The 25112-nt window shown below is 43.9% G+C and carries 18 protein-coding genes; 10 read left to right on the top strand and 8 right to left on the bottom strand.

The genetic code is table 11. The features are described 5' to 3' along the window. Positions 1-153: 153 nt before the first annotated feature. Positions 154-2016, top strand: a complete 1863-nt coding sequence (locus DPF91_RS12245) for an ATP-dependent nuclease (RefSeq protein ID WP_117234715.1) — start codon at positions 154-156, stop codon at positions 2014-2016. A 195-nt stretch (positions 2017-2211) separates the two neighbouring features. Here DPF91_RS12245 and DPF91_RS22255 read toward each other — a convergent pair whose 3' ends face one another. The 3 genes from DPF91_RS22255 to pheS form a co-directional block, all read right to left on the bottom strand. Next, complete coding sequence (locus DPF91_RS22255) at positions 2212-3756, bottom strand: ParB-like protein (RefSeq protein WP_241033817.1); 1545 nt, start codon at positions 3754-3756, stop codon at positions 2212-2214. Positions 3757-4006: 250 nt separating this feature from the next. Then, positions 4007-6412: a phenylalanine--tRNA ligase subunit beta gene (gene pheT, locus DPF91_RS12235; RefSeq protein ID WP_117234714.1), complete on the bottom strand. Its 2406-nt coding sequence runs from the start codon at positions 6410-6412 to the stop codon at positions 4007-4009. A gap of 18 nt (positions 6413-6430) precedes the next feature. Next, positions 6431-7414 (bottom strand): phenylalanine--tRNA ligase subunit alpha, encoded by a 984-nt coding sequence (gene pheS / locus DPF91_RS12230; protein ID WP_117234713.1) that lies wholly within the window; start codon positions 7412-7414, stop codon positions 6431-6433. 330 nt (positions 7415-7744) lie between these two features. Between pheS and DPF91_RS12225 the strand changes: the two genes are divergently transcribed. Next, the gene (locus DPF91_RS12225; protein ID WP_117234712.1) at positions 7745-8461 is read left to right on the top strand and encodes a DUF3581 domain-containing protein; all 717 of its coding nucleotides are present in this window, start codon (positions 7745-7747) and stop codon (positions 8459-8461) included. 109 nt (positions 8462-8570) lie between these two features. Here DPF91_RS12225 and ydiJ read toward each other — a convergent pair whose 3' ends face one another. Continuing rightward, positions 8571-11615: a D-2-hydroxyglutarate dehydrogenase YdiJ gene (gene ydiJ, locus DPF91_RS12220; RefSeq protein WP_117234711.1), complete on the bottom strand. Its 3045-nt coding sequence runs from the start codon at positions 11613-11615 to the stop codon at positions 8571-8573. A gap of 225 nt (positions 11616-11840) precedes the next feature. Between ydiJ and DPF91_RS12215 the strand changes: the two genes are divergently transcribed. The 6 genes from DPF91_RS12215 to DPF91_RS12190 all read left to right on the top strand — a co-directional run bounded on the left by DPF91_RS12215 (position 11841) and on the right by DPF91_RS12190 (position 16754). After that, positions 11841-12533 carry a DUF3334 family protein gene (locus DPF91_RS12215; RefSeq protein WP_117234710.1) on the top strand — a complete coding sequence of 231 codons (693 nt, stop codon included), beginning with the start codon at positions 11841-11843 and terminating at the stop codon, positions 12531-12533. A gap of 147 nt (positions 12534-12680) precedes the next feature. Then, positions 12681-13364, top strand: coding sequence for a DUF2786 domain-containing protein (locus tag DPF91_RS12210; RefSeq protein WP_117234873.1), 684 nt, complete (start codon positions 12681-12683; stop codon positions 13362-13364). An 86-nt stretch (positions 13365-13450) separates the two neighbouring features. Beyond that, positions 13451-14371, top strand: coding sequence for a hypothetical protein (locus DPF91_RS12205; RefSeq protein WP_117234709.1), 921 nt, complete (start codon positions 13451-13453; stop codon positions 14369-14371). A gap of 173 nt (positions 14372-14544) precedes the next feature. Next, entirely contained in the window at positions 14545-14727 is a 183-nt protein-coding gene (locus tag DPF91_RS12200) for a hypothetical protein (RefSeq protein ID WP_117234708.1), read from the top strand. A 261-nt stretch (positions 14728-14988) separates the two neighbouring features. Beyond that, on the top strand, positions 14989-15432 hold the full coding sequence (locus DPF91_RS12195; protein ID WP_241033816.1) for a SulA-like leucine-rich domain-containing protein: 444 nt from the start codon (positions 14989-14991) through the stop codon (positions 15430-15432). Positions 15433-15650: 218 nt separating this feature from the next. Next, positions 15651-16754 carry a phosphoribosylaminoimidazolesuccinocarboxamide synthase gene (locus tag DPF91_RS12190; RefSeq protein ID WP_117234707.1) on the top strand — a complete coding sequence of 368 codons (1104 nt, stop codon included), beginning with the start codon at positions 15651-15653 and terminating at the stop codon, positions 16752-16754. A 142-nt stretch (positions 16755-16896) separates the two neighbouring features. Here the strand turns inward: DPF91_RS12190 and fabV are convergent, their stop codons facing one another. The 3 genes from fabV to psrA all read right to left on the bottom strand — a co-directional run bounded on the left by fabV (position 16897) and on the right by psrA (position 21304). Beyond that, positions 16897-18099: an enoyl-ACP reductase FabV gene (gene fabV, locus DPF91_RS12185; protein WP_117234706.1), complete on the bottom strand. Its 1203-nt coding sequence runs from the start codon at positions 18097-18099 to the stop codon at positions 16897-16899. Between the two features lie 202 nt (positions 18100-18301). Then, the gene (locus tag DPF91_RS12180; RefSeq protein WP_117234705.1) at positions 18302-20590 is read right to left on the bottom strand and encodes an acyl-CoA dehydrogenase; all 2289 of its coding nucleotides are present in this window, start codon (positions 20588-20590) and stop codon (positions 18302-18304) included. Between the two features lie 48 nt (positions 20591-20638). Then, positions 20639-21304, bottom strand: a complete 666-nt coding sequence (gene psrA, locus DPF91_RS12175) for a TetR family transcriptional repressor PsrA (RefSeq protein WP_117234704.1) — start codon at positions 21302-21304, stop codon at positions 20639-20641. A gap of 511 nt (positions 21305-21815) precedes the next feature. Between psrA and DPF91_RS12170 the strand changes: the two genes are divergently transcribed. Both DPF91_RS12170 and DPF91_RS12165 read left to right on the top strand, forming a co-directional pair. Beyond that, the gene (locus DPF91_RS12170) at positions 21816-23129 is read left to right on the top strand and encodes a TolC family outer membrane protein (RefSeq protein ID WP_241033815.1); all 1314 of its coding nucleotides are present in this window, start codon (positions 21816-21818) and stop codon (positions 23127-23129) included. Continuing rightward, positions 23129-23737 carry an OmpA family protein gene (locus tag DPF91_RS12165; RefSeq protein ID WP_117234703.1) on the top strand — a complete coding sequence of 203 codons (609 nt, stop codon included), beginning with the start codon at positions 23129-23131 and terminating at the stop codon, positions 23735-23737. The genes DPF91_RS12170 and DPF91_RS12165 overlap by 1 nt, the downstream gene beginning before the upstream one ends. A gap of 52 nt (positions 23738-23789) precedes the next feature. Here DPF91_RS12165 and nhaA read toward each other — a convergent pair whose 3' ends face one another. Further along, positions 23790-24965: a Na+/H+ antiporter NhaA gene (gene nhaA / locus DPF91_RS12160; protein ID WP_117234702.1), complete on the bottom strand. Its 1176-nt coding sequence runs from the start codon at positions 24963-24965 to the stop codon at positions 23790-23792. Positions 24966-25112: the final 147 nt, after the last annotated feature.

Raw genomic sequence — 25112 nt, 5'->3', positions numbered from 1 at the left:
TTTGCAACTATACAGAAATGACCTGTAATTTGTGAGTGCTAGGGACAATAAGCCCCATAGAACAGTATTTTACTGCCATGGTGCCTGTATTTTTTTATATTATAAAGATAATGCCTGCTGAAAAGGCGCTGTTATACATCTTAAAGGAGTAATATGCCTTTCCCTATCGTGTTAAACACTACAGTTCAGAGCCACAATGGAAATTTTAATCGCGAAATTACCATTCGGAATGGGCTGACAATACTAATTGGGCCTAATGGAAGTGGTAAAACACACCTGCTTAGAGCCATAAAGAATGCACTACCACAGCATGTTCAAGGCAAGAAGATTAGGTTTATTTCTGCTGGCAGAATGGGAATGCTTGAGCAGAGCCGATCGGATTACGACGGCCGTAGAGGAAGTGGGATATTATATGAAAATGCTAATTTCGGTAGGAAAGGCGACGTAGATAGGCGCCATAACATTGAAACACTAAATGGTGACTTCCAAACATTATCCGAGAGAGCAGACATTCTGGTTAAAGTGCAAGAACGTCTTAAAAAGCTATTCAAGAGAGATCTCATTATTGAATGGGATGCGGGTACTTTAAAGGTTGTTTTTGCAAGATTGGATAAAGAAGGTGCGCCATACTCCTCGGGTCGAGAGGCGTCAGGGTTACTTCATTTAGTTGGCTTATTAGCAGCGCTGTATGATGATGACGTAGGGGCTTTGATGCTAGATGAGCCTGAAGTCTCATTGCATCCGCAGCTACAAGCGTTTTTACTAAATGAGATTGCTTCAGCTGCTGGCCACTATTCTGAAAATGGCTTTAAGAAGATAATAGTTATGGCAACTCATTCAACAGAAATGTTGAATATATTAAAATGTGACGACCTGCTATCTCTAGTTTTTTGCCATGACCTAGATACTGCACCTGTCCAAATATCTCCAGAATCTGGCGAACTTCAGAACAAGAAAGTACAAGCATTAGTTGCTCGCTTAGGGCAAGAGCATAAACTTTCTCTATTTTGTAGAAAGCCACTATTAGTTGAGGGGCCTTCAGACGCTCTCATTTGTAGCTTTTTGTCTCAAAAACTAGGGATTCATATAGAAGCATCTGGCTCTCAGTTATTGCCAGTGATTGGCACGGGTCAAATGCCTGTAGTGTCAAAATTTATAAAACTACTGGGGAAGGCTCCAGTAGTTTTAGCGGATGCTGATGCTTTTGCCGATAGTCTTGAATTAACTAACTATTATCTCAACGGATGTATAATCGCAGATCAAAAAGCCGCTGCGTCTGGAGCTGCTTCTGCAACTGCTCTTGCAACTTCTGCTTATAATGACTTCTGCCAATTGGTAAATAATAAATGGGAAGAGATCGAGGATATAGCTACCCCTCACCCATACTGGGTAAATAAAGGGGAAGGTGAAGAGACTAAAGCAAAACGAAGAGCCGTATTCTGTGCTTTATTTAGCCATGATGAAAGTACGTTGTCTGATTTAAACACAGACAGATCTTGGATCACAATTAGATGTCGGTTGGAAGCTGTCTTGGGGCTATTAGAACTAGCGGGTTGTTTTATCTTAAGAAAGGGGGCTATTGAATCATATTATCAATCGTCGGATATCTTCACTTCTGAAGGAAAACCTAGCGCTGCTGTGGATGAAATCGAGTACTTGGATGGTTTGGAACCGTCAACGTTAGAAGGAGTTCTGCCTGAAGTAACTAGGTGTATTAAGTTTGCGTCTCAAGGTGAAAAAATCAATGAAGCTGAATCATTGAGAGATGTACTGCTATCAATAGCAGCTCCTGCTGTAGCTAAGCTAAATGCGGGGTCTAACACTCAAGAAATGAAGATACTTTGCAAGACAATCCTTAGAGAAAAATCCGAACTTTTTGATTTGGCTGTAGAGGGCGAGCAACTTTCAATTGCATTGAAGAGCAATATTTTAGATGTTCGTGGATTTCCTATTACCATTGGAAAAGGCGAGGATGTAGTAAGCAAGATTGAACGCATCCTGAAGCCAAAAGCTTAATAAGAGTTCAAGGCTTCAAGGAACTTTTCCTAATCTGACAGAAACGTTTTAGAGCAATAGACCTATCACGTTTCTGTCCAAAAGCTTCATAAACCCAGTATATTTAGCCTGTATATGTAGCCACAGTTCCAAAGAAAAAGCCCTCATTACAACGCAACGAGGGCTCAAACCTAATTCCAATTATCTAATGGCAGTTTAATTCACTGTGTAGTATTTTCTTGCCGCATCAAGGATCTTGTTGGCCTCTACTTCGTCGCCCCAGCCTTGCAGTTTCATGCCACCGTCAGGGCCTTTGTAGTTTTCAAACCAAAGGCCAACGATGTCTTGAACACCTGGGTAGGTATTGTTTAGCTCGTTTAGAGAAGAAACATCTTTAAATGGTGAATCGTTAGTGAGAACGGCAACGAGTTTGTCGTCTTGCTCGCCATCATCGAGCATTTTCATCACACCGATCAGACGTACAGGAACAACTTCACCACGTGGTACAGACTGACCAAGAACAATCACATCTAATGGGTCGCCATCACCACCAAATTCTTTTGGTAGTGCTGTACGTGGGATAGAGCCGTAGTTACCTGGGTAACCAAGGTAGTTAACCACGCGTGGAGCACCTTTTTTATGTTCCCAGATAACTTGCTTGTCATTGTCTTTGCTTAGTTCCCACTTAGCGGAAGTACCTGTTGGGATCTCTACAATTGCATTGACGATGCCATCAGCAGAAGCTGCTGGATAATCATTAAAGCTTGAGTTTGCTTCAAGGGTAAATGAGTCTAATTGTTTTAGTGCGGGAGCTGAGGCCGCTGCTAAGTCATAGCTTAAACCATTGGCGGTCGATGTTGTTTTGTAACGCAGCATGTAGTCCACCTTACCACGCTCTTTGAACAGTTTATCGAAGCCTTTTTGGTTGTATGCGCTGAACTGACCCATCTGTTTAACCGAAAGGTTTGAGCCTCCAACATTGTTGGTATCCATAGATAGGATATGGTTGCTGACCGCATTAACTGCCTTTGCATAACCTTCGGTAGAATTCAGATCAAAGTCTACTGCATCAATCGCTTTACGTACTTCTTTAGACCAGTAGAACTCTAAGAACGGGACTGGCTGACTTGGCTTGTTCCAGCCCACATCACGAGAAAAGTACATCAGTGAGCGGTATTGATCGTTAGCGAAGTTGGTTAGCCCAAGAGAGGTTGGAAGTTGTTGATAGCTAATCGCTTCACCGTGGTTATCAAACAGCCATGTATTGCCGTCTTTTGCCATTTGGTTCCAGAACGCGTCCATGTTTTTGAGATTGCGGTAATCTTTATCAACCACCACATTCACATTGAACGATGCGCCACCTTGAGGCATGCGGTAGAACACATTGAACGTATGGTGACCATCAGTCAGGTAGTATTCACCGTTGGGTGCGATAACCACAGTCTTCATGTCTTTTTGACGTGCACCTGTTTCCATTTCACAAGTGAAACTCGAAGGAATATTCGGGTGTGCTTGGTCTTTGATGCTTGATACGCCTTTTTGGCCGTTAGCTTCACAGATTTCATCAAACATCTTTTCTTGGTCAAATTGGTAACGACCCAACTTGTACATAATTTGATCATAACCCACAGATGGTTGAGTTGGTTTTAACTCATGGAGACCAAGATTAATAACATCGCCTTCAGAGACATTACTTGCGTGAGTTGGTAAAGCGAAGATAGCCAGAGCGCCAATCGTGGCAAAAATCCCAATTTTTTTCATAAGTCCTTCTATATTTTGGAATAAATATTCATGCGTTAAGCTAATATGTTACCGTGACACTAATATTTCACTTTAATAAAGAAGATGTTGCATTCGTTCTATGGTGGCTGACTGATTTCCGCCTACCGATTAGACGCTTTGCTATACCTCGCTAATCCGTTACGTGCTAATTGGGCAAGCCCTCATACGATGACCGACAAAAAGGCCTCGCAATTGCGAGGCCTTTGGTTTTTCTATCGAGCAGAAGAAGTTAGTCGCGAAGTGCTGCGCCGAATTTCTCTGAGATTGAAGCTACAATAGCATCTACTGAACCAGCGATGTCTGCATCTTCAAGTGTGCGCTCTACAGACTGTAGGCTAAGTGCGATAGCTAGGCTCTTCTTGCCTTCTTCTACGCCCTTACCTACGTAAACGTCGAACAGTTTAGCGTCTGTTAGGAACTCACCACCAGCTGCGATACACGCTTCAACGATTTCGCCAGAAGCGACTGACTCGTCTACTACTACTGCGATATCACGACGGTTTGCAGGGAACTTAGAAAGTTGCACTGCTTCTGGAATCACTTTAGTGTTGATTGCAGACCACTCAACTTCGAATACGATAGTGCGACCGTTTAGACCGAACTTACGCTCTAGCTCTGGGTGAACAGTACCGATAACACCCACTTCGTTGCCGTCAACGATGATTGCCGCAGATTGACCAGGGTGAAGTGTTGGGTGTTTCGCTTTATTTTCAGCAGTAAGAGCCGAGAACGAGTAGGCTTTCTCGTTTGCCGTTAGCTCAAGGATTGCTTCTAGATCGCCTTTAAGATCGAAGAAATCTACCGTGTTTGTCTCAATGTCCCAGTGCTCTTCGCTGCGAGTACCAGCAATAACACCAGCAAGCATTGCTTCTTGGCGCATACCGTTTTCAGCAGACTCACATGGGATGAAACGTAGGCCGTATTCGAATAGACGAACGCGCGGCTGTTGACGTTTCTGGTTGTGAACAACCGTGTTTAATAGACCTTGAATCAAACCTAGACGCATCGCTGACATATCTGCAGAGATTGGGTGCGGAAGGATTAGTGGCTCAACATCTGGCACAACGAGTTTTTGCTGCTCTGGCTCAACGAAGCTGTAAGTGATTGCTTCGTGGTAACCACGGTCAACCAGTAGATCACGTGCACGTTTAAGCGGAATGTTCGCTTCAACGTGGTTGTTCATCTTAAGCGTTGCAACTGGGTGTTGGTTTGGAATGTTATCGTAACCGTAGATACGACCTACTTCTTCAATTAGGTCTTGCTCGATTGCGATATCAAAACGCCAGCTTGGTGCTGTTGCAGTCCAACCCTCAGTAGTAGTTTCTACTGTCAGGCCAAGACGCTCTAGGATCTCAGCAACATCGCTGTCTGCAATGTGGTGGCCTAGTAGGCTGTCTAGTTTAGTGCGACGTAGCGCTACTGTGTTTGCTTTTGGTAGATCAGATTCTGACTCAACGCCAACCACTGGTGCTACTTCACCGCCACAGATTTCAACTAGAAGCTGAGTTGCACGCTCCATTGCGCTTGTTTGTAGTGCGAAGTCCACACCACGCTCAAAACGCATTGAAGAATCAGTGTGCAGACCGTAACTACGTGCGCGACCACGAATGTGGTCAGGTGCAAAGAATGCACACTCAAGTAGAACGTCTTTAGTCTCAGTCGTTACACCAGACTCTTCACCACCAAAGATACCAGCGATTGCTAGCGCTTTTTTGTGGTCTGCTACTACTAGAGTATCTGCGTTTAGTTCTACTTCGTTGCCGTCTAGAAGCGTTAGCTTTTCGCCCTGCTCTGCTAGACGAACTACAATACCACCTTCGATCTTCGCTAGATCGAATGCGTGCATTGGTTGACCTTGCTCTAGAAGAACGTAGTTAGTGATGTCTACTACTGGGTCGATAGAGCGAATACCACAACGGCGCAGTTTCTCTTGCATCCAAAGCGGTGTCTCAGCTTGAACGTTAACATTCTTAACTACGCGACCTAGGTAACGTGGACATGCTGCTGGCGCTTTCACTTCGATAGAAACTGCGTCTTCGATAGTGTTTGCAACCGCTTCAACTGAAGGTTCAGTTACGTCAGCACGGTTTAGTACGCCAACTTCACGAGCAAGGCCACGGATGCTGAAACAGTCAGCGCGGTTTGCTGTTAGGTCAACGTCTACAGTTACGTCGTCAAGACCTAGGAATTCGCGGAAATCTGTACCGATTACTGCATCTTCTGCTAGCTCTAGGATGCCGTCTGATTCTACGTCGATACCTAGCTCAGAGAATGAACAAAGCATGCCGTGTGATGGTTGACCACGTAGCTTTGCTTTCTTGATTTTGAAGTCGCCTGGAAGTACTGCGCCAACCGTAGCAACTGCAACCTTGATGCCTAGACGACAGTTAGATGCGCCACATACGATGTCTAACAGTTCTTCTGCGCCAACATCAACTTTAGTTACGCGTAGTTTGTCTGCGTCTGGGTGTTGACCACACTCAACAACTTTACCAACTTTAACGCCAGTGAATGAGCCAGCTACAGGAAGAACGTCGTCAACCTCTAGGCCAGCCATAGTGATTTGGTGCGTAAGCTCGTCAGTAGAAACTGAAGGGTTTACCCACTCACGAAGCCATGATTCGCTGAATTTCATTGTGATGAACCCTCTGGATTACTTGAACTGTTTTAGGAAACGCAGGTCGTTCTCGAAGAACGCACGTAGGTCGTTTACGCCGTAACGAAGCATCGCTAGACGCTCGATACCGATACCGAATGCAAAGCCAGAGTATTTCTCAGGGTCGATACCTACAGAGCGAAGTACGTTCGGGTGAACCATGCCACAGCCAAGGATTTCTAACCACTTGCCATCTTTACGCTTCACGTCTACTTCCATTGAAGGCTCAGTGAACGGGAAGTAAGAAGGACGGTAGCGAACCTCTAGATCTTCTTCGAAGAAGTTCGTTAGGAAGTCGTGCAGGATGCCTTTTAGTTGAGCGAAGTTTACGTTTTCGTCTACTAGCATGCCTTCCACTTGGTGGAACATTGGCGTGTGCGTTTGGTCGTAGTCGTTACGGTAAACACGGCCCGGTGCGATGAAGCGGAATGGTGGTTTGCCATTTTCCATCGTACGGATCTGAACGCCTGACGTGTGAGTACGTAGCATTAGATCTGGGTTGAAGAAGAACGTGTCGTGGTCAGTACGAGCTGGGTGGTCTTCTGCGATGTTTAGTGCATCAAAGTTGTGGAATGCATCTTCAATCTCAGGACCAGACTCAGTGCTAAAGCCTAGCTCACCAAAGAACTGCTCAATACGCTCAACAGTACGAGTAACTGGGTGTAGGCCACCGTTCTCGATGCGACGACCTGGTAGAGTTACGTCGATAGTTTCTGCTGCTAGCTTCGCTTCAAGTTCTGCACGTTGTAGTGCATCTTTGCGCGCTGCGATAGCTTGTTGAACAACGCCTTTCGCTTTATTGATCTCTTGACCAGCGCTGCGACGCTCTTCTGGTGGTAGTTTACCTAGGCTCTGAAGCTGAGCAGTAAGCTCACCTTTCTTACCTAGATACTGAACACGCACTTCATCAAGTGCGACTAGCGACTCAGCAGCTTCAATAGCTGTGTTCGCATTAGCAATGATCTCTTCTAGATGTTGCATCGTTTCCTCATCACCCTATACCTTTACATGTCGTATCGGCATAAGTGGTAGTGTCCGTATCGGATTATGGGTAGTTTGAATAGTCGTACATAGTAGCCAAACCGCTACACAATTCCAAATCGATTTGGCATTTCTAACTTGATTTTATTCATCTTTGTGTATCTTTTGCCCTTCTATGACATTAATTCATGCATAAGTCGTCAAAATGCAATGTTTCTGCCATTAAGTGACGCCCTTAATTAGCTGAATTCAAGGGCAAGCACTGGATAGACCATTGAAATTATTTTTCTCCGTTATAATCGCCCCAGTTTTAGTAATTTATCGAATATTATGTTTTTAAACCCATATTTCTCCGCTCAAGGAAAGCAGTTTCAATTTACTCGCGAGCAAGCAAGCCACTTTGCAAAGAAAGTAGCAGGTGACTTCAACCCTATCCATGATGAAGACAGCAAACGTTTCTGTGTCCCTGGCGATCTCCTTTTTGCAGTGCTTTTAAATCAAGAAGGTGTTAGTCAAAAGATGCGCTTCAATTTTTCAGGCATGGTGAATGATGGCATCGCATTGGAAGTGAGCGAAAAGGGTGACCACGACAGCGCATTAGTCGATGCGAATGGTAAAGAATACCTTCACATGACACACCAAGGAGAAGTGAATAAAGACCCACAGTTCATTGAACACGTGGTTAAGAGCTATGTTCAGTTCTCTGGCATGAATTTCCCGCACATCATGGTTCCTCTAATGGAAGAGAAACAAATGATGATCAACTGCCAGCGTCCGCTTGTGATCTACGAAAGCATGGAAGTTGAGTTTGACCACCTTAACCTGACTCACCCTGAAGTCGAGTTTAATGGTGCGACCTTTGATATCGAAGGCAAACGAGGCACCGTGACAATGAACTTTGAATTCAAAGAAGATGGTAAGGTTATCGGTCGCGGCTCTAAGCGCATGGTAGCATCGGGCCTTAAGCCTTACGACCAAGATGCCGTTGATGACTTGGTAAACCGCTTCAACGAACGTAAAGATGCGTTTTTAGCTGTTCACGCATAAAAGATAGATATTAGAGCGCTTCGCTTGCAGAACGGACTTCGTCCTGTAGATAGGTTCTCTAAGACAAAATGTACAAAGGAGTGACTAAGTCACTCCTTTTTCATTTCTGTTAGCTTATTGCCATTAGCAGAGCTTGCAGCGGATGCTTAGGTTTGAAGTGCTCGAAGCGCTTCACCTGACTACGGCATGAGTATCCGGTTATCAATACTCTTTCATCCGGAAGCTTGTCTAAGCTTGGCTTCCAGCTCAATCCATAGATATCTTGCGACATCTGAAGCTTGTCTTGTTCGTGACCGAAAGTACCAGCCATACCACAACAACCAACCGGTACGGTCTGAAGACTTGCACCAAAGTGAGAGAAAATAGCTCCCCATTCTTTTTCCGCGTTCGGCATTTTAGTTTTCTCAGTACAGTGGGCGAATAGATACCACATCTCGTTGTCTGCTTTCGAATGCTCGGTATCAAACTCTGAAAGGCGCGGATGTAACCACTCATGCACGGTCAGTACGTCAAAGTCACCACGATCATTACCTAACACCTCTTGATACTCATCTCGATAACAAAGAACCAGCGCTGGGTCGACGCCCACTAATGGGATATTCAATGTTGCCACTTGATGTAAGAAGCTCGAGGTCGTTTGTGCGCTCTTTGCGAACTGCTTCAGAAAGCCTTTGATATGCTGTGCTTTGCCGTTTGGCTTAAATGGCAACAGAACTGGGACTTTGCCTAGCGTTGAGATAAGACGAGCAAAATCTTCAACCACTTCCGCATCGTAATAACTGGTAAACGGATCTTGAACGATGAGAACACGTTTCTCACGCTCTGCCTCAGAAAGACTAGATAGCTTCTCTAAATCAAATTGTTCCGTATCACTGCGGCCTAAACGTTTGTCTAACGTTGGTACTGACATTAATGGTGCATCCACATAACCGACTGTTTTTGCAGTTAAACTTTGCACCCACTTTTGCCCTAGAGCAGCATTAACAACCTTTGGTGCTTTCGCCATCAACGGTAACATGCTTTCAATGTTTGCGACCAAGTAATCTTTCATCGGGCGTTGGTAGCGCGAGTGATAAATATTCAAGAAACGAGAACGGAAACTCGGAACATCCACTTTAATAGGACATTGACTCGCACACGCTTTACACGCTAAACAACCATTCATCGCTTCGTAGACTTCATGTGAGAAATCATATTCATGCTGACGATTGATACGATTCCGTACACGCTCAATCATCGTTTTAATAGTCGGTGAGGTTTCTAGCGTCTCTCTTTCTAAGTCGAGAATATCAATCCCCTGCTCTGTCAACTGCCTCAACCATTCACGCACAATACCTGCGCGTCCTTTTGGAGAGTGTCGACGATCTGCTGTGACTTTCATTGAAGGACACATTGGAGAGTTCACGTCATAGTTAAAGCAAAGGCCGTTACCGTTACACTCCATGGCCGCTTTAAAGCTATCTCGAACCTCAACAGGGATCTGACGGTCATAATAGCCACGCTTAGTATCTGACACTTTCACGAGCTCAGCATTGCTCTCAAGTGGCGTACAAATCTTACCTGGATTCATTTTATTGTGCGGGTCAAACGCGGCTTTCACTCGGCGAAGCTCAGTAAAGAGCTCTTCACCGAAGAACTCGGGGCCATACTCAGAGCGGAAACCCTTACCGTGCTCACCCCACATTAGGCCGCCATACTTCGCCACCAGCTTAACCACTTCATCAGAAAGTTCATGCATGAGCAGCTCTTGCTGTGGGTCGCACATATCAAGCGCAGGGCGCACGTGCAGTACACCGGCATCTACATGCCCAAACATACCATAATGCAAACCCTCACCATCAAGGAGCTCTCTAAACTCTGCAATAAAATCAGCTAAGTTTTCTGGCGGTACACAGGTGTCTTCAGCAAAAGCGACTGGTTTCGCACGACCTTTTGCGGCCCCTAGCAGACCAACCGCTTTTTTGCGCATGTTGTAGATACGGTTGATACCAGTAAGATCATCACAAACCTGATAGCCAATCAATCCAGCTTCACCGCTTTCGATCATGTGATCGAGTCTCGCCGTCAATTTAGCGACTTGTTGCTCGACCTCGTCAGTATCTTGGCCTGCAAACTCAACTATGTTGATACCTAGCATTTCTTGACCAGGCACCTCAGTCAGCAGATCACTCACGGTGTGCCAAACAATGTCTTCTTTTGCTAGATTGAGTACTTTTGAATCTACGGTTTCAACAGACAAGGCTTGCGCCTCAACCATGAAAGAAGCATTACGCAACGCAGAATCGAAGGTGTTGTATTTAACATTCACCAGAGTACGTGCTTTAGGAATTGGCGTCAGATTTAGCTTTGCTTCGGTAATAAATGCCAAAGAGCCTTCGGCACCACACAACACACGGGTGAGATCAAACTCTTCAGTTTGTGCATCGTAGGCATTTTTTAAGTCATAGCCCGTTAAGAAACGGTTTAATGGTGGGAACTTCTCATCAATTTGTGCGCGCTTTTCCACACAGACCTTCTTCGTCACCTCATAAGCGTCAAACGCAAATTCCCCCTCTTCTGGCAAACCATGTGATAGGTCAGATTCTAGACAAGAGCCGTCCGCAAATACCGCTTGAAGAGACAGTACATGATCAGAAGTTTTGCCGTATTTCAACGACCCTTGACCCGATGCATCTGTGTTGATCATTCCGCCAAGCGTCGCGCGATTGCTGGTAGACAGATCTGGGGAGAAGAAATACCCATAAGGACGTACGACATCATTGAGCTTATCTTTAACGATGCCGGTTTGAACACGAATCCACCCTTCCTCTTGGTTTAATTCCAGCACTTGGTTCATATAACGGGAGAGATCAACGACAATACCTTTAGTCAATGACTGGCCGTTGGTTCCCGTACCTCCCCCTCTTGGCGAGAAAGTAATGCGTTCATAACTGCTCTTGTTAGCCAAACGAGTAATGATTTGAACATCACGTGTTGATTTCGGCAGAATTACCGCTTGGGGCAGTTGTTGATAAACACTGTTATCGGTAGCGACTGCTAGACGACTAGAGTAACTCGATTCAATATCGCCGCTGAAATCCGACTGTTGTAACTCGTTAAGAAAGGTGCGTACGGCAGGATCGACATCCTGCTGAAGGTCTAAGCGTGGTAACATTGCGCGTCCTGCTCCCCTAATTCACTGATTCATTTCAGAAAGGGATGATGATTAATAATTAAAATTGAGAATTAAGTCACTTTACAACATTTTAAAAGTCGATCAAATCATAAAGTCTGCGTAAAAAGTGAACCCAATTTAATTTTTGACTATAGAAACACATGTTAATTAGTATAACATGCGAATTAATCATCCCCTCTCACAACAAAGAATGAGCTACCCATTATGAGAAAGAGCAAGACCATCACTACAGAAGATATTCTCTTAAAGCTGTGCCAATCTGTTTCTAGTGTCTTGTCTTCAGCGACGCAATCACCTGTAAGCTATTCGGCGATGGTACAGAAGATTACTAAAACGAGCCTGAAACCGGACTTTGGCTGTTTCGTATTGTTCGACGGCGGCTTCTCTGGGCTTGTGGTTATCAACTTTACATCTAAGGCAGCCCTAGAACTTTATACGTCTTATATGCGCAACATGGGCATGCCTGAAGAGGAACTGGCGATTCTTCACACTTCAGATGAAGTAGCAGATGTTCTCGGTGAGTTAATGAACCAGCTCGTAGGTGACTTCACAAACAAGATCCGCAAAGAGCTACAAACCAACATCACACAAAACCAACCAAAGATGCTGGCACTCAACAAACAAGTCAATCTTTCTGTCGATACTAATCTCGACCGCCCTCAAGCTCGACGAGTAACCTTCTCAACGGCGAAAAACAACATCTTCTATTTAGAGCTAGCAATGGATAAAACTGAGTTCATTCAGTTAGAAGAATTTGAGATCGAACAAGAACAAACACCGGATGAGATCCTTGCTCAAGAACAAAGAAAACAAGCAAAGAAACAAGAACCATCTTCTTCAGTAAAATCAGAATCTAACGATGACCCATCCGATCTGCTTGACCAATTAGGCATCTAATCTGTAATTAACTTGGTTAAAACCATTTTTTATAAGCCACTGTTTCCACAGTGGCTTTTTATTGTAGCACTTGATTCACCTTTCACTTCTTAACCAAAATCGTTAAACTATGTCCCCCCAAATTTTCTGAACGAGTATGTAGCGTTGATCGATAAGAAAAAAGCCCTAAAGAAAATCGCAAAGTGCCTAGAGCTTGGTAACTCTGCTAATGTCAACGAAGCGGCGAATGCAATCAAAATGGCACACCGCTTGATGTTGAAGTACGGGCTTGATAAAGACGATATCGAGTTTATTAAGATGGGTAAAACCCAATCAACGCACTTACTGCCTGCCAATATTGGTTCGATGATCCTGCGCATTATTCGCGGTATTAACACCAAGTTTGGTGTCGAAGCCGTTCTGTTGAATCACAAAGGGCTTAAGCGTGTCGAGTTCATTGGAGAAGCAGACCGAGCAATTTTTGCAGCCTTTGCTTTCGACATTATTTATCGCGAGATGAATGAGCAGACAGGACAGTTCAGAAACAGCTTTGCCGGCTCGGGCACCAGCAACCTAGAAGTCACTAAGCGTGTTAACTCATTCGTATCAGGCTGGGTTGAAGGTGCATTAGAAAAACTTCCTGTCATCACTCCAGACGATGAATCAAACAGTAAGATCAACAACTACATCGACAAAGAGTTCAAAAACATCGACCGTGAAACTTTCAAGCAGCAGTTGAAAGAAGCGATGAAGAATCTGACAGAAGATTACGAAGTAGGTCTAAAAAAAGGTCGTAAAGTTTCTGTAAACAAACCTATCAATGGTGCGCAAGCGCCCAAGCTCCTAAGATAAATCGACTCTAGGTAAGAAGCTTAAATAACGCCTTTTAAAATTAAACTGGCTTCTCAAACATTGAGAGGCCTTTGTTCAGGATGAATATGAAAACCTCAGCCGCTTCTTTTTTTCTCATATTGAGTACGTTTCTTTTTTCACCGCTGAGTTTGTCATCAGAAAACAAAACCCTTCTAGATAGAGCAGAGAATGGCGACCAAGCCGCTCAATTGGAGTTGGCGAAAAACCTGAGCAAAAAGCCCGACCACTTTGACACATCTATCTATTGGTACATTCAAGCAGTGACGTCAGACCAAGCTCATCTGCGTCAACAAGCGAGTTTAGAACTTGCCCAACTACTGGAAACGAGTAACCAAAACCTGTCCTCTTTATCTGTGGCAAAGTCGCTCTACTCCTCTCTAGACAGTGAATATCAATCTGAAGCATTAGCACGCATTGAACAACAAGAATTCGATCAACTACGTCGCCGACAATTGGAAGCTTTAGATGCTCAAGAAGACATAGCTCTCGACGATCACATTAGTAACTCACAACAGCCAAATGAATTACCAAAAGACGATAGTTGGTTTTTAATCACTCTCTTCGTATTACTGATATGCGCTCTTATCGGAGCTCTTATTTACTATAAGCGTTTAAATGTTCCATCTAGTACTAAACAAGATTCACCAGCTCAAAGTAAAGAAGCACCATCACCCACTGAACAAAAAGAGATCATTCGTAAGCAACAGAAACAACTCAAAAAGCTATTCAACGAAATCCAACGTTTACAGAAAGAAGCAAAACAGCCGGTCAAACCAGCGCCACAACCAGCATCAAAACACAATTCTCAACTAGAGTTAGCCTGTGCGCTCTTTGGCTTCGATCCGAGTAAGATTCCCAATCAAACTGATATTAAACGTCGTTACAAACAGCTTGGCAAAATCTATCACCCTGACACATTAGGCAGTTCAGCAGAGATGCAACGCCTTAATCACGCTTTGAAAGTCATTCTCAATACCACCAAATAGGTATAAGAATATCCCCTTTTGGAACCTACACTTATTAATGACACAATAAATTAACATTCAACGACAGTTTGTGTCATAATACGCGCCGAAAATTCCACAACAAAAGAGTAGTGCCGCATAGCCTTGAACGGGTCATCGCTATAAGACGGCGTATAAAAAGTGGGGAGAAAGTAATGTTTGATAAACACGGTATTTGCGACTGGTGTGGTCGTTTAGCCAAAGTTGCCCAACACAAATATATTGATGGCTTATCTCATCAGTCCTGCGAATCTTGTTATGATTTGGCTAAGATCGATGTTAAACAATTTAATATCGGCGAGCTCGAAGCTAGAGCTAGACTAGAGAGAAAGAGCTAATCTCACACTGACGTAGAAATAGAAAGCGCCTAACTTGGCGCTTTTTTTGTGCCTTTTGTATGTAGCCACTCATTTGCTTCATTTCATTACCACCACTTCAACCTATCACCTATCACCTATCACCTATCATCCAATGCCTATTACGCATTAACCAAGTGTGATTTCTTTCACCCCTCGTGCAAAAAGCGAACAAAAGTCTTGATCAGTACTCAAAAACAAACTACTGTATACACATACAGTATTGTACGTAAGGACAGTAAAATGAACTCAACAGCTTTCTCTCAACACAATATCGCCTCTTCAAACATGGGGCGTCTTGCACTTAGAACAAGCAATTTAAATTCAGATACTTACCGTACTAATAATCCGTATCAAGTGTCTGCTGAAGAGGGAAATTTCCTCACAAACCTAGCTCAGCTTTCACAGCAGTCACGTTGGATACTATTTACTGCTCAATGCCCTCGCCCACAACAACAAGCACTAAATAACTATCAAGTTCAAAGCCAGAAAGTCATTCAACTTATGCCGTCAAGAAATCTAAGCGAGGTTGAAGTGGTCATTAAAGCCATTGAATCTCAGAACGCTTCGGCTGTCGTAGCTAGTGATTCGATCGACCCAGTAACGAAAAAGCTCTTAATCGAGCACGGTAAGCAATTCCACTGTGACGTATTTTTTGTTGAAGGCAGAGTGTCTAAGTTTCATTAATAAGTTCAACAAGCTGTCACTATTTCGCCCTCTTTTGAGGGCTTTTTTGTTTCTTGTTTGTTGCTAATAATCAAATACTCGCCACCAAAAGCAAACGTTTGCTTTTTCTCTGGAAGTCCCAAAAAGTTCTGGTATCATGCCGACCTATTGACTCGCTTTAACAAGCAAATACGCTTTAACAGCAAAATTCGTATCTAACGAACTATAGGGAATACTCAATGAGCCTCGCTGACCAAGTTCTGGCCGTCAACGACGACCTACCTATCCGTACTAACAAACCTGTGCATAGCGGTAAAGTTCGCTCTGTTTACTGGTTAACAGAAGAAGACAGCAAGCGTCTGATCGAAGAAAAAGGGTATGACGTGGCACCCGATGCTCCTCTAGCAATCATGGTGATCAGTGACCGCATCTCGGCGTTTGATTGTATCTGGCGCGGTGAAGGTGGACTAAAAGGTGTTCCTGGTAAGGGCGCAGCACTCAATGCTATCTCAAACCATTGGTTTGAGCTGTTTAAGCAGAATGGTTTAGCAGATAGCCACATTCTTGATATCCCTCACCCGTTTGTTTGGATCGTACAAAAAGCGAAGCCAGTAATGATTGAAGCTATCTGTCGTCAATACATTACGGGTTCTATGTGGCGCTCATACGCTAAAGGTGAACGCGAGTTTTGTGGCATTGAAATGCCTGAAGGTCTAGAAAAAGATAAAGCGCTTCCTGAACTACTTATCACACCTTCAACCAAAGGTATCCTAAAAGGTATCCATGGCGTTCCTGAAGCAGATGACGTGAACATCACTCGCACTAACATTGAAGATAACTTCGAAGCTTTCAACTTCTCTAAGCAAGAAGACATCGCGGAATACGAAAAGCTACTTAAAGAAGGCTTTGGTGTAATCAGCAAAGCCCTTGCTGAAGTTGAGCAAATCTTTGTCGATACTAAGTTTGAATTCGGCTACGTAAACGATGCTAAAGGCAACGAAAAGCTCATTTACATGGATGAAGTGGGTACACCAGATTCTTCTCGCATTTGGGATGATAAAGAGTATCAAGCAGGTAACATCGTAGAGAATTCAAAAGAAGGCTTCCGCCAGTTCCTACTTAACCACTTCCCTGATCCAGATATTCTGCTGAACAAAGAACGCATGCCAGAACGTGAAGCACTTGCTCGTGATAATGAACTGCCGCCCGACGCACTGATGGATGTATCCAAGACTTACCTATCTATTGCGGAAAAAGTGACAGGTAAAGAAATCGTACTAAGCGAAAACCCTAAACAAGAGATCATTGATATCCTTGCGAAGGATTATGGGTTAATCGATTAAGGCTCTAGAGTAAACAACTGAGACGAAATGAACTGAGATTTGAATTCTAAAATCTCAGCTCAAGTATCCAATCTACTTTAACGCTAATAAAAATGCCGACTCATAATGAGTCGGCATTTTAGTATTCAATTCAGACTTAAGATTAGATGTCTTGAACGTCAAACTCGACAGCTGGGTTAACGTCAGCTTCATAGTCAACGCCTTCAACACCGAAGCCGAATAGCTTCAAGAATTCTTCTTTGTATTCAACATAGTCTGTTAGCTCTTTTAGGTTCTCAGAAGTGATCTGAGGCCATAGCTCACGACAGTGCTGTTGAATGTCGTCACGAAGTTCCCAGTCGTCTAGGCGTAGACGGTTTTTATCATCCACTTCTGCAGCAGAACCATCTTCTTTGTATAGACGCTGGCTAAACATACGGAAGATTTGTTCCATACAGCCTTCGTGTACACCCTCTTCACGCATCTTCTTGAATACCATTGCGATGTACAGTGGCATTACAGGAATTGCTGAACTTGCTTGAGTCACAACCGATTTAAGAACAGCAACGTTTGCCGTACCACCAGTTTGAGACAGTTTCTCATTTAGCGCAGTTGATGCACGGTCTAGGTCCATCTTCGCTTTACCTAGCGCACCATCCCAGTAGATTGGCCAAGTTAGCTCAGTACCGATGTAGCTATATGCAACTGTCTTACAACCGTCAGCTAGTACACCAGCTTCAGATAGAGCATTGATCCACAATTCCCAATCTTCGCCGCCCATAACAGTCACAGTATCTTTGATTTCCTGCTCTGTCGCTGGTTCAACACTTGCTTCGATGATAACGTCTTTATTGGTATCAACTGCCGTCGACGTGTAAGTTTCACCGATTGGTTTTAGAGAAGAACGAATAACTTCGCCAGTCTCTGGCATTTTACGTACAGGCGATGCTAGTGAGTAAACAACCATATCAATCTGACCAAGATCTTCCTTAATCAGCTCAATTGTCTTTTGCTTAGCTTCGTTTGAGAATGCATCACCGTTCAGGCTCTTAGAGTACAAGCCTTCTTCTTTTGCAAACTTATCAAAAGCTGCAGAGTTATAGTAACCCGCTGTACCTGGTTTCTTCTCTGTACCTTCTTTTTCAAAGAAAACACCGATAGTCGAAGCACCGCCACCGAATGCAGCAGCAATACGAGAAGACAGGCCGTAGCCACTTGAAGAACCAACAACTAGCACGCGTTTTGGTGCATTAGCGATAGGGCCTTGTGCTTTTGTGTAAGCAATTTGTTCTTTTACGTTCGCTTCACAACCAACTGGGTGAGTCGTTGTACAGATAAATCCACGAATTCTAGGTTTGATGATCATATTCAACTTCCTTAAAAAATCTTGCTAAGGATAAAAGGTTCGTCGCTACTTCGCATTAAATTTCTGCAAAAATAGGCTGAAATTAGAAGTGGTTGGAGCACTATCACAGCTAATCACGACAGATTTACTTTGTTACCTGCGAAACAAAAACACCTAACCACTCAGTGGTTAGGTGTTGGATTAGCTTTTCATGAGGCGTCGTTTAAGCGACGCTGTCTAGCGCTTTAACCTTCTGTGGTTTACCGTTCGTCAATGTTTCAGAGAAATCATGGCTAAAGTGGTCAACCTGAATCGCTTTGTAGCGCAGTTGGTCTGCTGCTCGGATCTGCTCTACTTCCTGCTCTGTCAACACTTTCAATTCAAGCGCTTTTTCAAGCTTGGCGGTTAACGAAGCTTTACGCTCAATTTGTCCTTCTTTAATCGCTTTAAAGATCTTACGCTCCAGTGGTTTAATGTCATACATTGCGATAAATGCTTGTTCCATCAACCCAACACTGTCATCAGCACTCTGGCCAACATAACAAAGCTGAGTTAGGCGATCACGCTGTACGCCTGGAGTCATCAAGCTCTCAGCTAGGCGAAGACATAAATCATCACTTGGTTGTTGGTAGTGATTGCCAATAGGGAACACTAGGAACTTGAGTGCTTTGCCTGCTGCTTTCATAGGGAAGTTTTTATACGCTTCTTCGAGTGCTTTCGCTGCATTGTATAGACAATGCTGTACCGCGTAGTGAACGCAATCGAGATCTTCTTGCTGACGACCTTCATCTTCATACTTCTTCAATGCCGCCGAAGCCATGTATAGATAACTCAAGCCATCACCCAGACGCGCAGAGATCATTTCTTTACGTTTCAGGTCACCACCTAGTGTCAGCATCGCAAAGTCAGCACTAACAGCCAAAGCTCGACTTAAGCGAGTCATCTCTTTGTAGTATTTCTGCGTCGGACCACTCATCTCAGCTTTAATAAAACGAGAACCCGTTAATGCTGCGCCAAATGCGCCAAAGGTGTTCTTCGTCGCATGACCAATATGCTTGAATAGCAGCTCATCAAACTCTTTCGCTCCAGCCTTTTCATCTGGGTTTGCCGCCGCTTCCATCTCTTTCAGTACATAAGGATGACAGCGAGTTGCACCCTGGCCGAAGATCATCAAGTTACGCGTGAGAATATTTGCGCCTTCTACCGTAATCGCGACAGGTATACCGAGGTAGTGTGTTGCTAAGTAGTTCATTGGACCATCTTGAATTGCACGCCCTGAGTGGATATCCATTGAGTCATTCAAAATGGTACGTGCCATCTCTGTCATGTGGTATTTAGCAATCGCGGTAATGATGCCCGGTTTTTCTTTCATATCTAGCGAAGTCGTCGTCAATGTACGAGTCGCTTCCAGTAGGTACGTTAAACCACCAATTCGAGCTAACGCTTGAGCGACACCCTCAAACTTACCAATCGACATTCCGAACTGCTTACGAACGTAAGAGTATGCACCTGTTGTTCTTGAAGTTAGGTGACCAATTGCAGTGCCTAGTGCAGGTAGTGAGATACCACGCCCTGCCGACAAACACTCCACCAGCATACGCCAGCCTTTACCGGCATAATCAGCACCACCAATTAACCACTCAATAGGAATGAAGACATCTTGTCCACGGGTTGGGCCATTCATGAATGCTAAACCAAGTGGGTCATGACGCTCACCGATCTCGACGCCTTCATGGTCAGCAGGAATAAGCGCACAAGTAATGCCTAGCTCTTCTTTGTCACCAAGTAAGTGCTCAGGGTCGTTCAGTTTAAACGCTAGACCCAGTACTGTTGCTACGGGTGCTAACGTGATGTAACGCTTATTCCAGCTAAGCTTAATACCTAGTACTTCTTTGCCTTCGTGAATGCCGTAGCAAACCGTACCTTGATCAGGGATACCACCGGCGTCAGAGCCAGCTTCTGGGCCTGTTAATGCAAAACAAGGAATGTCCGTACCGTCTGCCAATCTTGGAAGCCAGTAATTTTTCTGCTCGTCGGTACCATAATGAGACAGCAACTCACCAGGACCTAGCGAGTTAGGCACCATTACCGTTACCGCAGCACTCAAGCTACGCGTTGCGATTTTGGTGACAATGGTAGAGTTCGCCAATGAGGAAAACTCACGACCACCGTATTCTTTAGAGATAATAAGAGAGAAGAAACGCTCCTTACGCAGGTAGTCCCAAACCTCTGTCGGTAAGTTACGGTCTTCTTTTACGATCTTGTGATCATCTAGCATCTCTAGCAGGGTCTCAAGCTCGTTATCCATAAACGATTGCTCTTCAGCAGAAAGCTTTGGCGAAGGATACTGATGGAGCTTCTTAAAGTCAGGTTGACCGGAGAACAGTTCACCGTCCCACCAAACACTACCCGCTTCCATCGCTTCCTTCTCAGTACTCGATAGAGGTGGCAGCACTTTTTTAAACATTTTAAATGCTGGGTCGCTAATCCATTTTTGTCGTAGAGAGCTCATATTTCAGATCCTTTTGTTCGCGATTTTATATTTGTTGTTATGAGTTAATTAAAGTTTCAGGTTAACTATCTTTGCTGTTGTTAGGTGTTGCACTGGAGCGGCAACACCAGCTGACAGATAAGGAATTAGTTGGTCGAGAATCTGTTGACTATCGACACTGTGCCCGTAATCACTTTCGGCAATTTCTGTCAGAGCTTGGCTAGACGCCATCGTGAAAACACACGCCCCTAACGTAAAATGCAAACGCCAAAACAGGTCTTCTTTCGATAATTGGGGGTTAGCTTTTAATACGGAAGAGATAAATAAAGAGAGTACATCGTCATATCGGGTTTTGATAAACCAGCGTAAGTGCCCTTGCACATCGGTATATCCTCTACCGATTAAAGACATAAACCGATTCGTCCCATCAGGTCTCACTTCAGCCAATGCGCAGATAGGCTCACGTAAAGACTCAAACACCTCTTCCATTGTGAAATGTTCACGTTCATTCAGTGTCAATAAAGTGTGCTTAACCGAAGGCATAAACGCTTCTAAGTATCTATTAAGCACCGCACGAACTAACGTCTTCTTATCGCCGAAATGGTAATTTACAGATGCGAGGTTCACATTCGCTTTACTCGTGATCGTTCTTAGCGATGTGTCTTTAAAACCATGTTCTGCAAAAAGAGATTCGGCAACATCAAGTATCTTTTCTTTAGTATTACTGCGCGTCATTTTCAATCAACCGTATCAAACACGTGTTTGAAATATAAACCTACAACATTAAGTTAACAAGATATCAACATCACAATTTTCGTAACTGGTTAGACCAGAATCAAGTACAGGCCACTTGTGGCGAGGGTTTGGTGAAAAAATAATTTTTAATTTTTGAAAAATGATGGAACTGAATAAAAACATGGGGGTCATAAAGAATGTAAGTAAAAAGGGATATCAATTACTGAGGGCCGCTTAGTACGCATTCTGACTTTCACTTACATCCACTGCTTTTTAACTCCTTTTTGTATCTGCCCTAATCATTTTGGTTAGGGCGTTTTTTTGCCCTGTATTCCTCCCAATGATATTTCGTAAAGAATCTTTACAAGTGTTTCACTTTTGAGACTGAAGATTCACGCGCCATTTTTAAACTGTTCTACACTTGATGCATAAACTAAATAATTAGAAAGGCAAGTATCTGATTAGCAAAGATACAACTTTCTGCTCTGAACACAGAGAAAGGAGTCCAGTTGTGAATAAATTAAAGCACGTTGTTCCTTGTATCTTGTTGTTACCTTGGGCAACTTCTTACGCCCAAACTCTCGAACAATCTGTCGCAATCACCCTCGCTACCAACCCAGAGATAAAGAGCTCTTATAATGAATTCATGAGCTTATACTATGAGCATGAGGCTTCAGGTGGCGCCTACTTGCCCTCTGTTGATTTAGATGCAGGGATAGGTTATGAAGGTATTGACCCTGCGCCTGATACGGATCCGGAAACAGACCTCACAAGAAAGGAAGCCTCAATCAGGTTGACACAACTCTTATGGGACGGGAATTCCACGCTGAATGATATGGATAGAACGGCTGCTGAAGCTGAGTCTATTCGCTTGCAACTCTTGTCTGATGCAGAAGATATCGCGCTGGAAGTGACTAGAATCTATCTCGATGCGGTTAAGTCTTATGAGGTACTTGCTCTGTCAGAGAGTAATCTCGCGATACATAAACGTATCTACCAAGACATTAGAAAACGTGCAGACAGTGGTATATCTTCAACGGCTGACGTGAGTCAAGTAGAGGCTCGTATAGCAAAAGCACATGGTAATCTACTTGCAGCACAAAACAATCTATTCGATACCCACACTCAGTTCCGTCGTATCGTTGGCCAAGAGCCGCTAGGCCTTATCTACCCACGTGCCGATTTAAACAAGATTCCTCTTACTCTCGAAGACGCAATTGATAATGCGTTTGTTGATCACCCCGTGATTAGAATTGCTAACGTAGATGTAGATTCAGCACGTTTTCAATACAACCAAACAAAAGGGGTAAACTACCCAACGTTCACAATTGAAGCGTCGCAAACTTGGCGTGATGATGCTGGAGGTGACGAGGGCTCAAGTGAAGAAACGTTGGCTATGCTGCGCATGCGTTACAACTTGTTCAATGGTGGTTCTGATTCGGATAATTCAGAAGCAGCTGCCTATCAACTTAATAAGGCAAAAGACCTAAGAGATAATGCATACAAGCAAGTAGAGGAAGGGTTACGACTCTCGTGGAGTGCGTTGGATCTAACCTTACAACAAAAGAACTTCCTTGCAGACCATGTAGACTCGGCCTCGGAAACCGTTATCGCTTATGAAAAGCAATACAAAATCGGTCAACGCACTTTACTCGATCTACTAAATACCGAGAATGAGTTATTTGAAGCACGTAAGGATTATCTAGATGCACATTACGCCGAGCAATTTGCAAAGTATCGTGTGATGAACGCAACAGGGGTTTTACTTAAAGCACTATTGGTAGATATCCCAGAAGAGTGGACTGAGAAAGTGGAGTATGACTAATGATTAGATATAAAACCCTTCTTACCCTCTCTATTGCAACTGCATTGGTAGGGTGTATGTCATCTGAATATGACTACATTGAAACACCTGAATCCAATCAACAGTATGATCTGCTCGATGATGATAGAGATGGCGTCGTCAACGCGCGTGACTTTTGTCCTGGTACCCCTGAATACTCGCAAGTCGATAATGATGGCTGTGGTGAAGTAATGAAAAACGAAGAGGTCCTTCAACTTAAAATCCTCTTCGCTCATGACTCGGATGAAATCAATGCTGTGTTCGAAGGTCAGATTAGCGATATGGCGAGTTTCCTCAAGAAATATGAATCCGCCTCAATCGAGATTCAAGGTTTCGCAAGTCGAGTGGGTACTTCTGCCTACAACCTAGAGCTCTCTAAACGTCGTGCATTTAACGTACAAGACAGCTTATTGTCACACGGAATAGAGCCAGACCGTGTTCGTATTGTTGGTTTTGGTGACACCATAGTTGTTGCAGACGGTAGCGCAGAAGTCGACCATGCTCAGAATAGACGAGTAACTGCAACGGTAGTTGGGCTTGAAGAGAAAGTAGTAGAAGAGTGGACTATCTTTACCACTAAAGAAAAATAAACTCTGATACCTAGTCAAAGAAAAGGCTGCACAATGTGCAGCCTTTATTTTGTTATCGTTTAACCGTTGCTCGTTGTGTTGCCGGAACAGGTTTTGGCAATGATAAGTGAAGCAGTGCAAAACCCAACAGTGCTGACGCCGTCGATCCCATCAGGATGCCTAGTCGAGCAAGCGTATCGTAAGCCATATTGACAGAACCAAAGCCTAATGAAGAGATAAAAATCGACATCGTAAAGCCGATACCACAAAGCACAGACACCGCGAAAATATGTGTATAGTTAACGCCTTCTGGCAATTTAGCCACACCCAATTTTACGGCTAACCAACTAAAGCTGAACACACCAATTGGTTTACCTACTAACAGACCCAGCGCTACACCAAGCGGCAACATCGAAGTCAGGCTCTGGAATGAAATGCCTTCTAATGAGATACCCGCATTCGCAAAAGCAAAAATCGGTAGGATGATGAAAGCAACGTAAGGGTGTAGCGCATGCTCAAGGTGTTTTAACGGCGAGTGTTCACCTTCTTTACCTTTGAGTGGAATAGCAAAGCCCACAACAACACCCGCTAAGGTCGCGTGTACACCAGACTTCAATACACTCACCCACAAGATAAAGCCCACGACGAGATACACACTAATCTTGGTCACGTTCTTCGCATTCAACGTGAAAAGCACACCGGTCATGATGAAACCAACCGTCAATGCTAGCGTCGATAGCTCACCGCTGTAAAACAAGGCGATAATAACGACAACACCTAGGTCATCGATGATAGCTAGAGCAAGTAAGAATACCTTGAGCGCTACCGGTACTCGATTACCAAGTAGTGCCATGATACCCAATGCAAACGCAATATCTGTCGCGGCTGGGATTGCCCATCCCTGAAGCGCTGCGTCGTCAGCATTATTGAATAGGACATATACCAATGCTGGAGCTAGCATACCACCGACAGCGGCAATCGCAGGGAAGATGGCTGTTTGTTTGGATTTTAATGCACCTTCAAGAAGTTCACGTTTCACTTCTAGGCCGATTAAGAAGAAAAAGATCGCCATAAGGCCATCATTGATCCAGTGTGAAACGGAAAGGCCAAGTACATAGCTATGCAGAATTGATTGGTAAGCATCGTTTAGCGGGCTGTTTGCTACCATCATCGCAATTGTCGCTGCAATCACTAATAAGATACCACCGGCAGACTCCATCTTGAAGAAGTCGCGAATTACGTCACTCATAGATATTCCTTATATTATTATTATCTATATCCCGAATTAATTTGAAAAACAGTGTATAACCCTGAAACATTTAGAAATAATCGTTTCTTTAGACAATAAACCTCGAAAAATCCGAACTATTGTGTGCGAACTCACAACTTATCGATA

The sequence above is a fragment of the Vibrio maerlii genome (assembly GCF_003415655.1).
GTDB lineage: Bacteria > Pseudomonadota > Gammaproteobacteria > Enterobacterales > Vibrionaceae > Vibrio > Vibrio maerlii.
This window is presented reverse-complemented; position numbering and strand designations above follow the sequence as displayed.

Bases quoted from the DNA above. Each gene is read 5' to 3' on its own strand.
- DPF91_RS22255 (WP_241033817.1), bottom strand. From the start codon at position 3,756: ATGAAAAAAATTGGGATTTTTGCCACGATTGGCGCTCTGGCTATCTTC.
- DPF91_RS12195 (WP_241033816.1), top strand. From the start codon at position 14,989: ATGAACTCAACAGCTTTCTCTCAACACAATATCGCCTCTTCAAACATG.
- DPF91_RS12205 (WP_117234709.1), top strand. From the start codon at position 13,451: ATGAAAACCTCAGCCGCTTCTTTTTTTCTCATATTGAGTACGTTTCTT.
- DPF91_RS12245 (WP_117234715.1), top strand. From the start codon at position 154: ATGCCTTTCCCTATCGTGTTAAACACTACAGTTCAGAGCCACAATGGA.
- DPF91_RS12225 (WP_117234712.1), top strand. From the start codon at position 7,745: ATGTTTTTAAACCCATATTTCTCCGCTCAAGGAAAGCAGTTTCAATTT.
- psrA (WP_117234704.1), bottom strand. From the start codon at position 21,304: ATGACGCGCAGTAATACTAAAGAAAAGATACTTGATGTTGCCGAATCT.
- fabV (WP_117234706.1), bottom strand. From the start codon at position 18,099: ATGATCATCAAACCTAGAATTCGTGGATTTATCTGTACAACGACTCAC.
- DPF91_RS12200 (WP_117234708.1), top strand. From the start codon at position 14,545: ATGTTTGATAAACACGGTATTTGCGACTGGTGTGGTCGTTTAGCCAAA.
- DPF91_RS12190 (WP_117234707.1), top strand. From the start codon at position 15,651: ATGAGCCTCGCTGACCAAGTTCTGGCCGTCAACGACGACCTACCTATC.
- DPF91_RS12165 (WP_117234703.1), top strand. From the start codon at position 23,129: ATGATTAGATATAAAACCCTTCTTACCCTCTCTATTGCAACTGCATTG.
- pheT (WP_117234714.1), bottom strand. From the start codon at position 6,412: ATGAAATTCAGCGAATCATGGCTTCGTGAGTGGGTAAACCCTTCAGTT.
- nhaA (WP_117234702.1), bottom strand. From the start codon at position 24,965: ATGAGTGACGTAATTCGCGACTTCTTCAAGATGGAGTCTGCCGGTGGT.
- DPF91_RS12180 (WP_117234705.1), bottom strand. From the start codon at position 20,590: ATGAGCTCTCTACGACAAAAATGGATTAGCGACCCAGCATTTAAAATG.
- pheS (WP_117234713.1), bottom strand. From the start codon at position 7,414: ATGCAACATCTAGAAGAGATCATTGCTAATGCGAACACAGCTATTGAA.
- ydiJ (WP_117234711.1), bottom strand. From the start codon at position 11,615: ATGTTACCACGCTTAGACCTTCAGCAGGATGTCGATCCTGCCGTACGC.
- DPF91_RS12215 (WP_117234710.1), top strand. From the start codon at position 11,841: ATGAGAAAGAGCAAGACCATCACTACAGAAGATATTCTCTTAAAGCTG.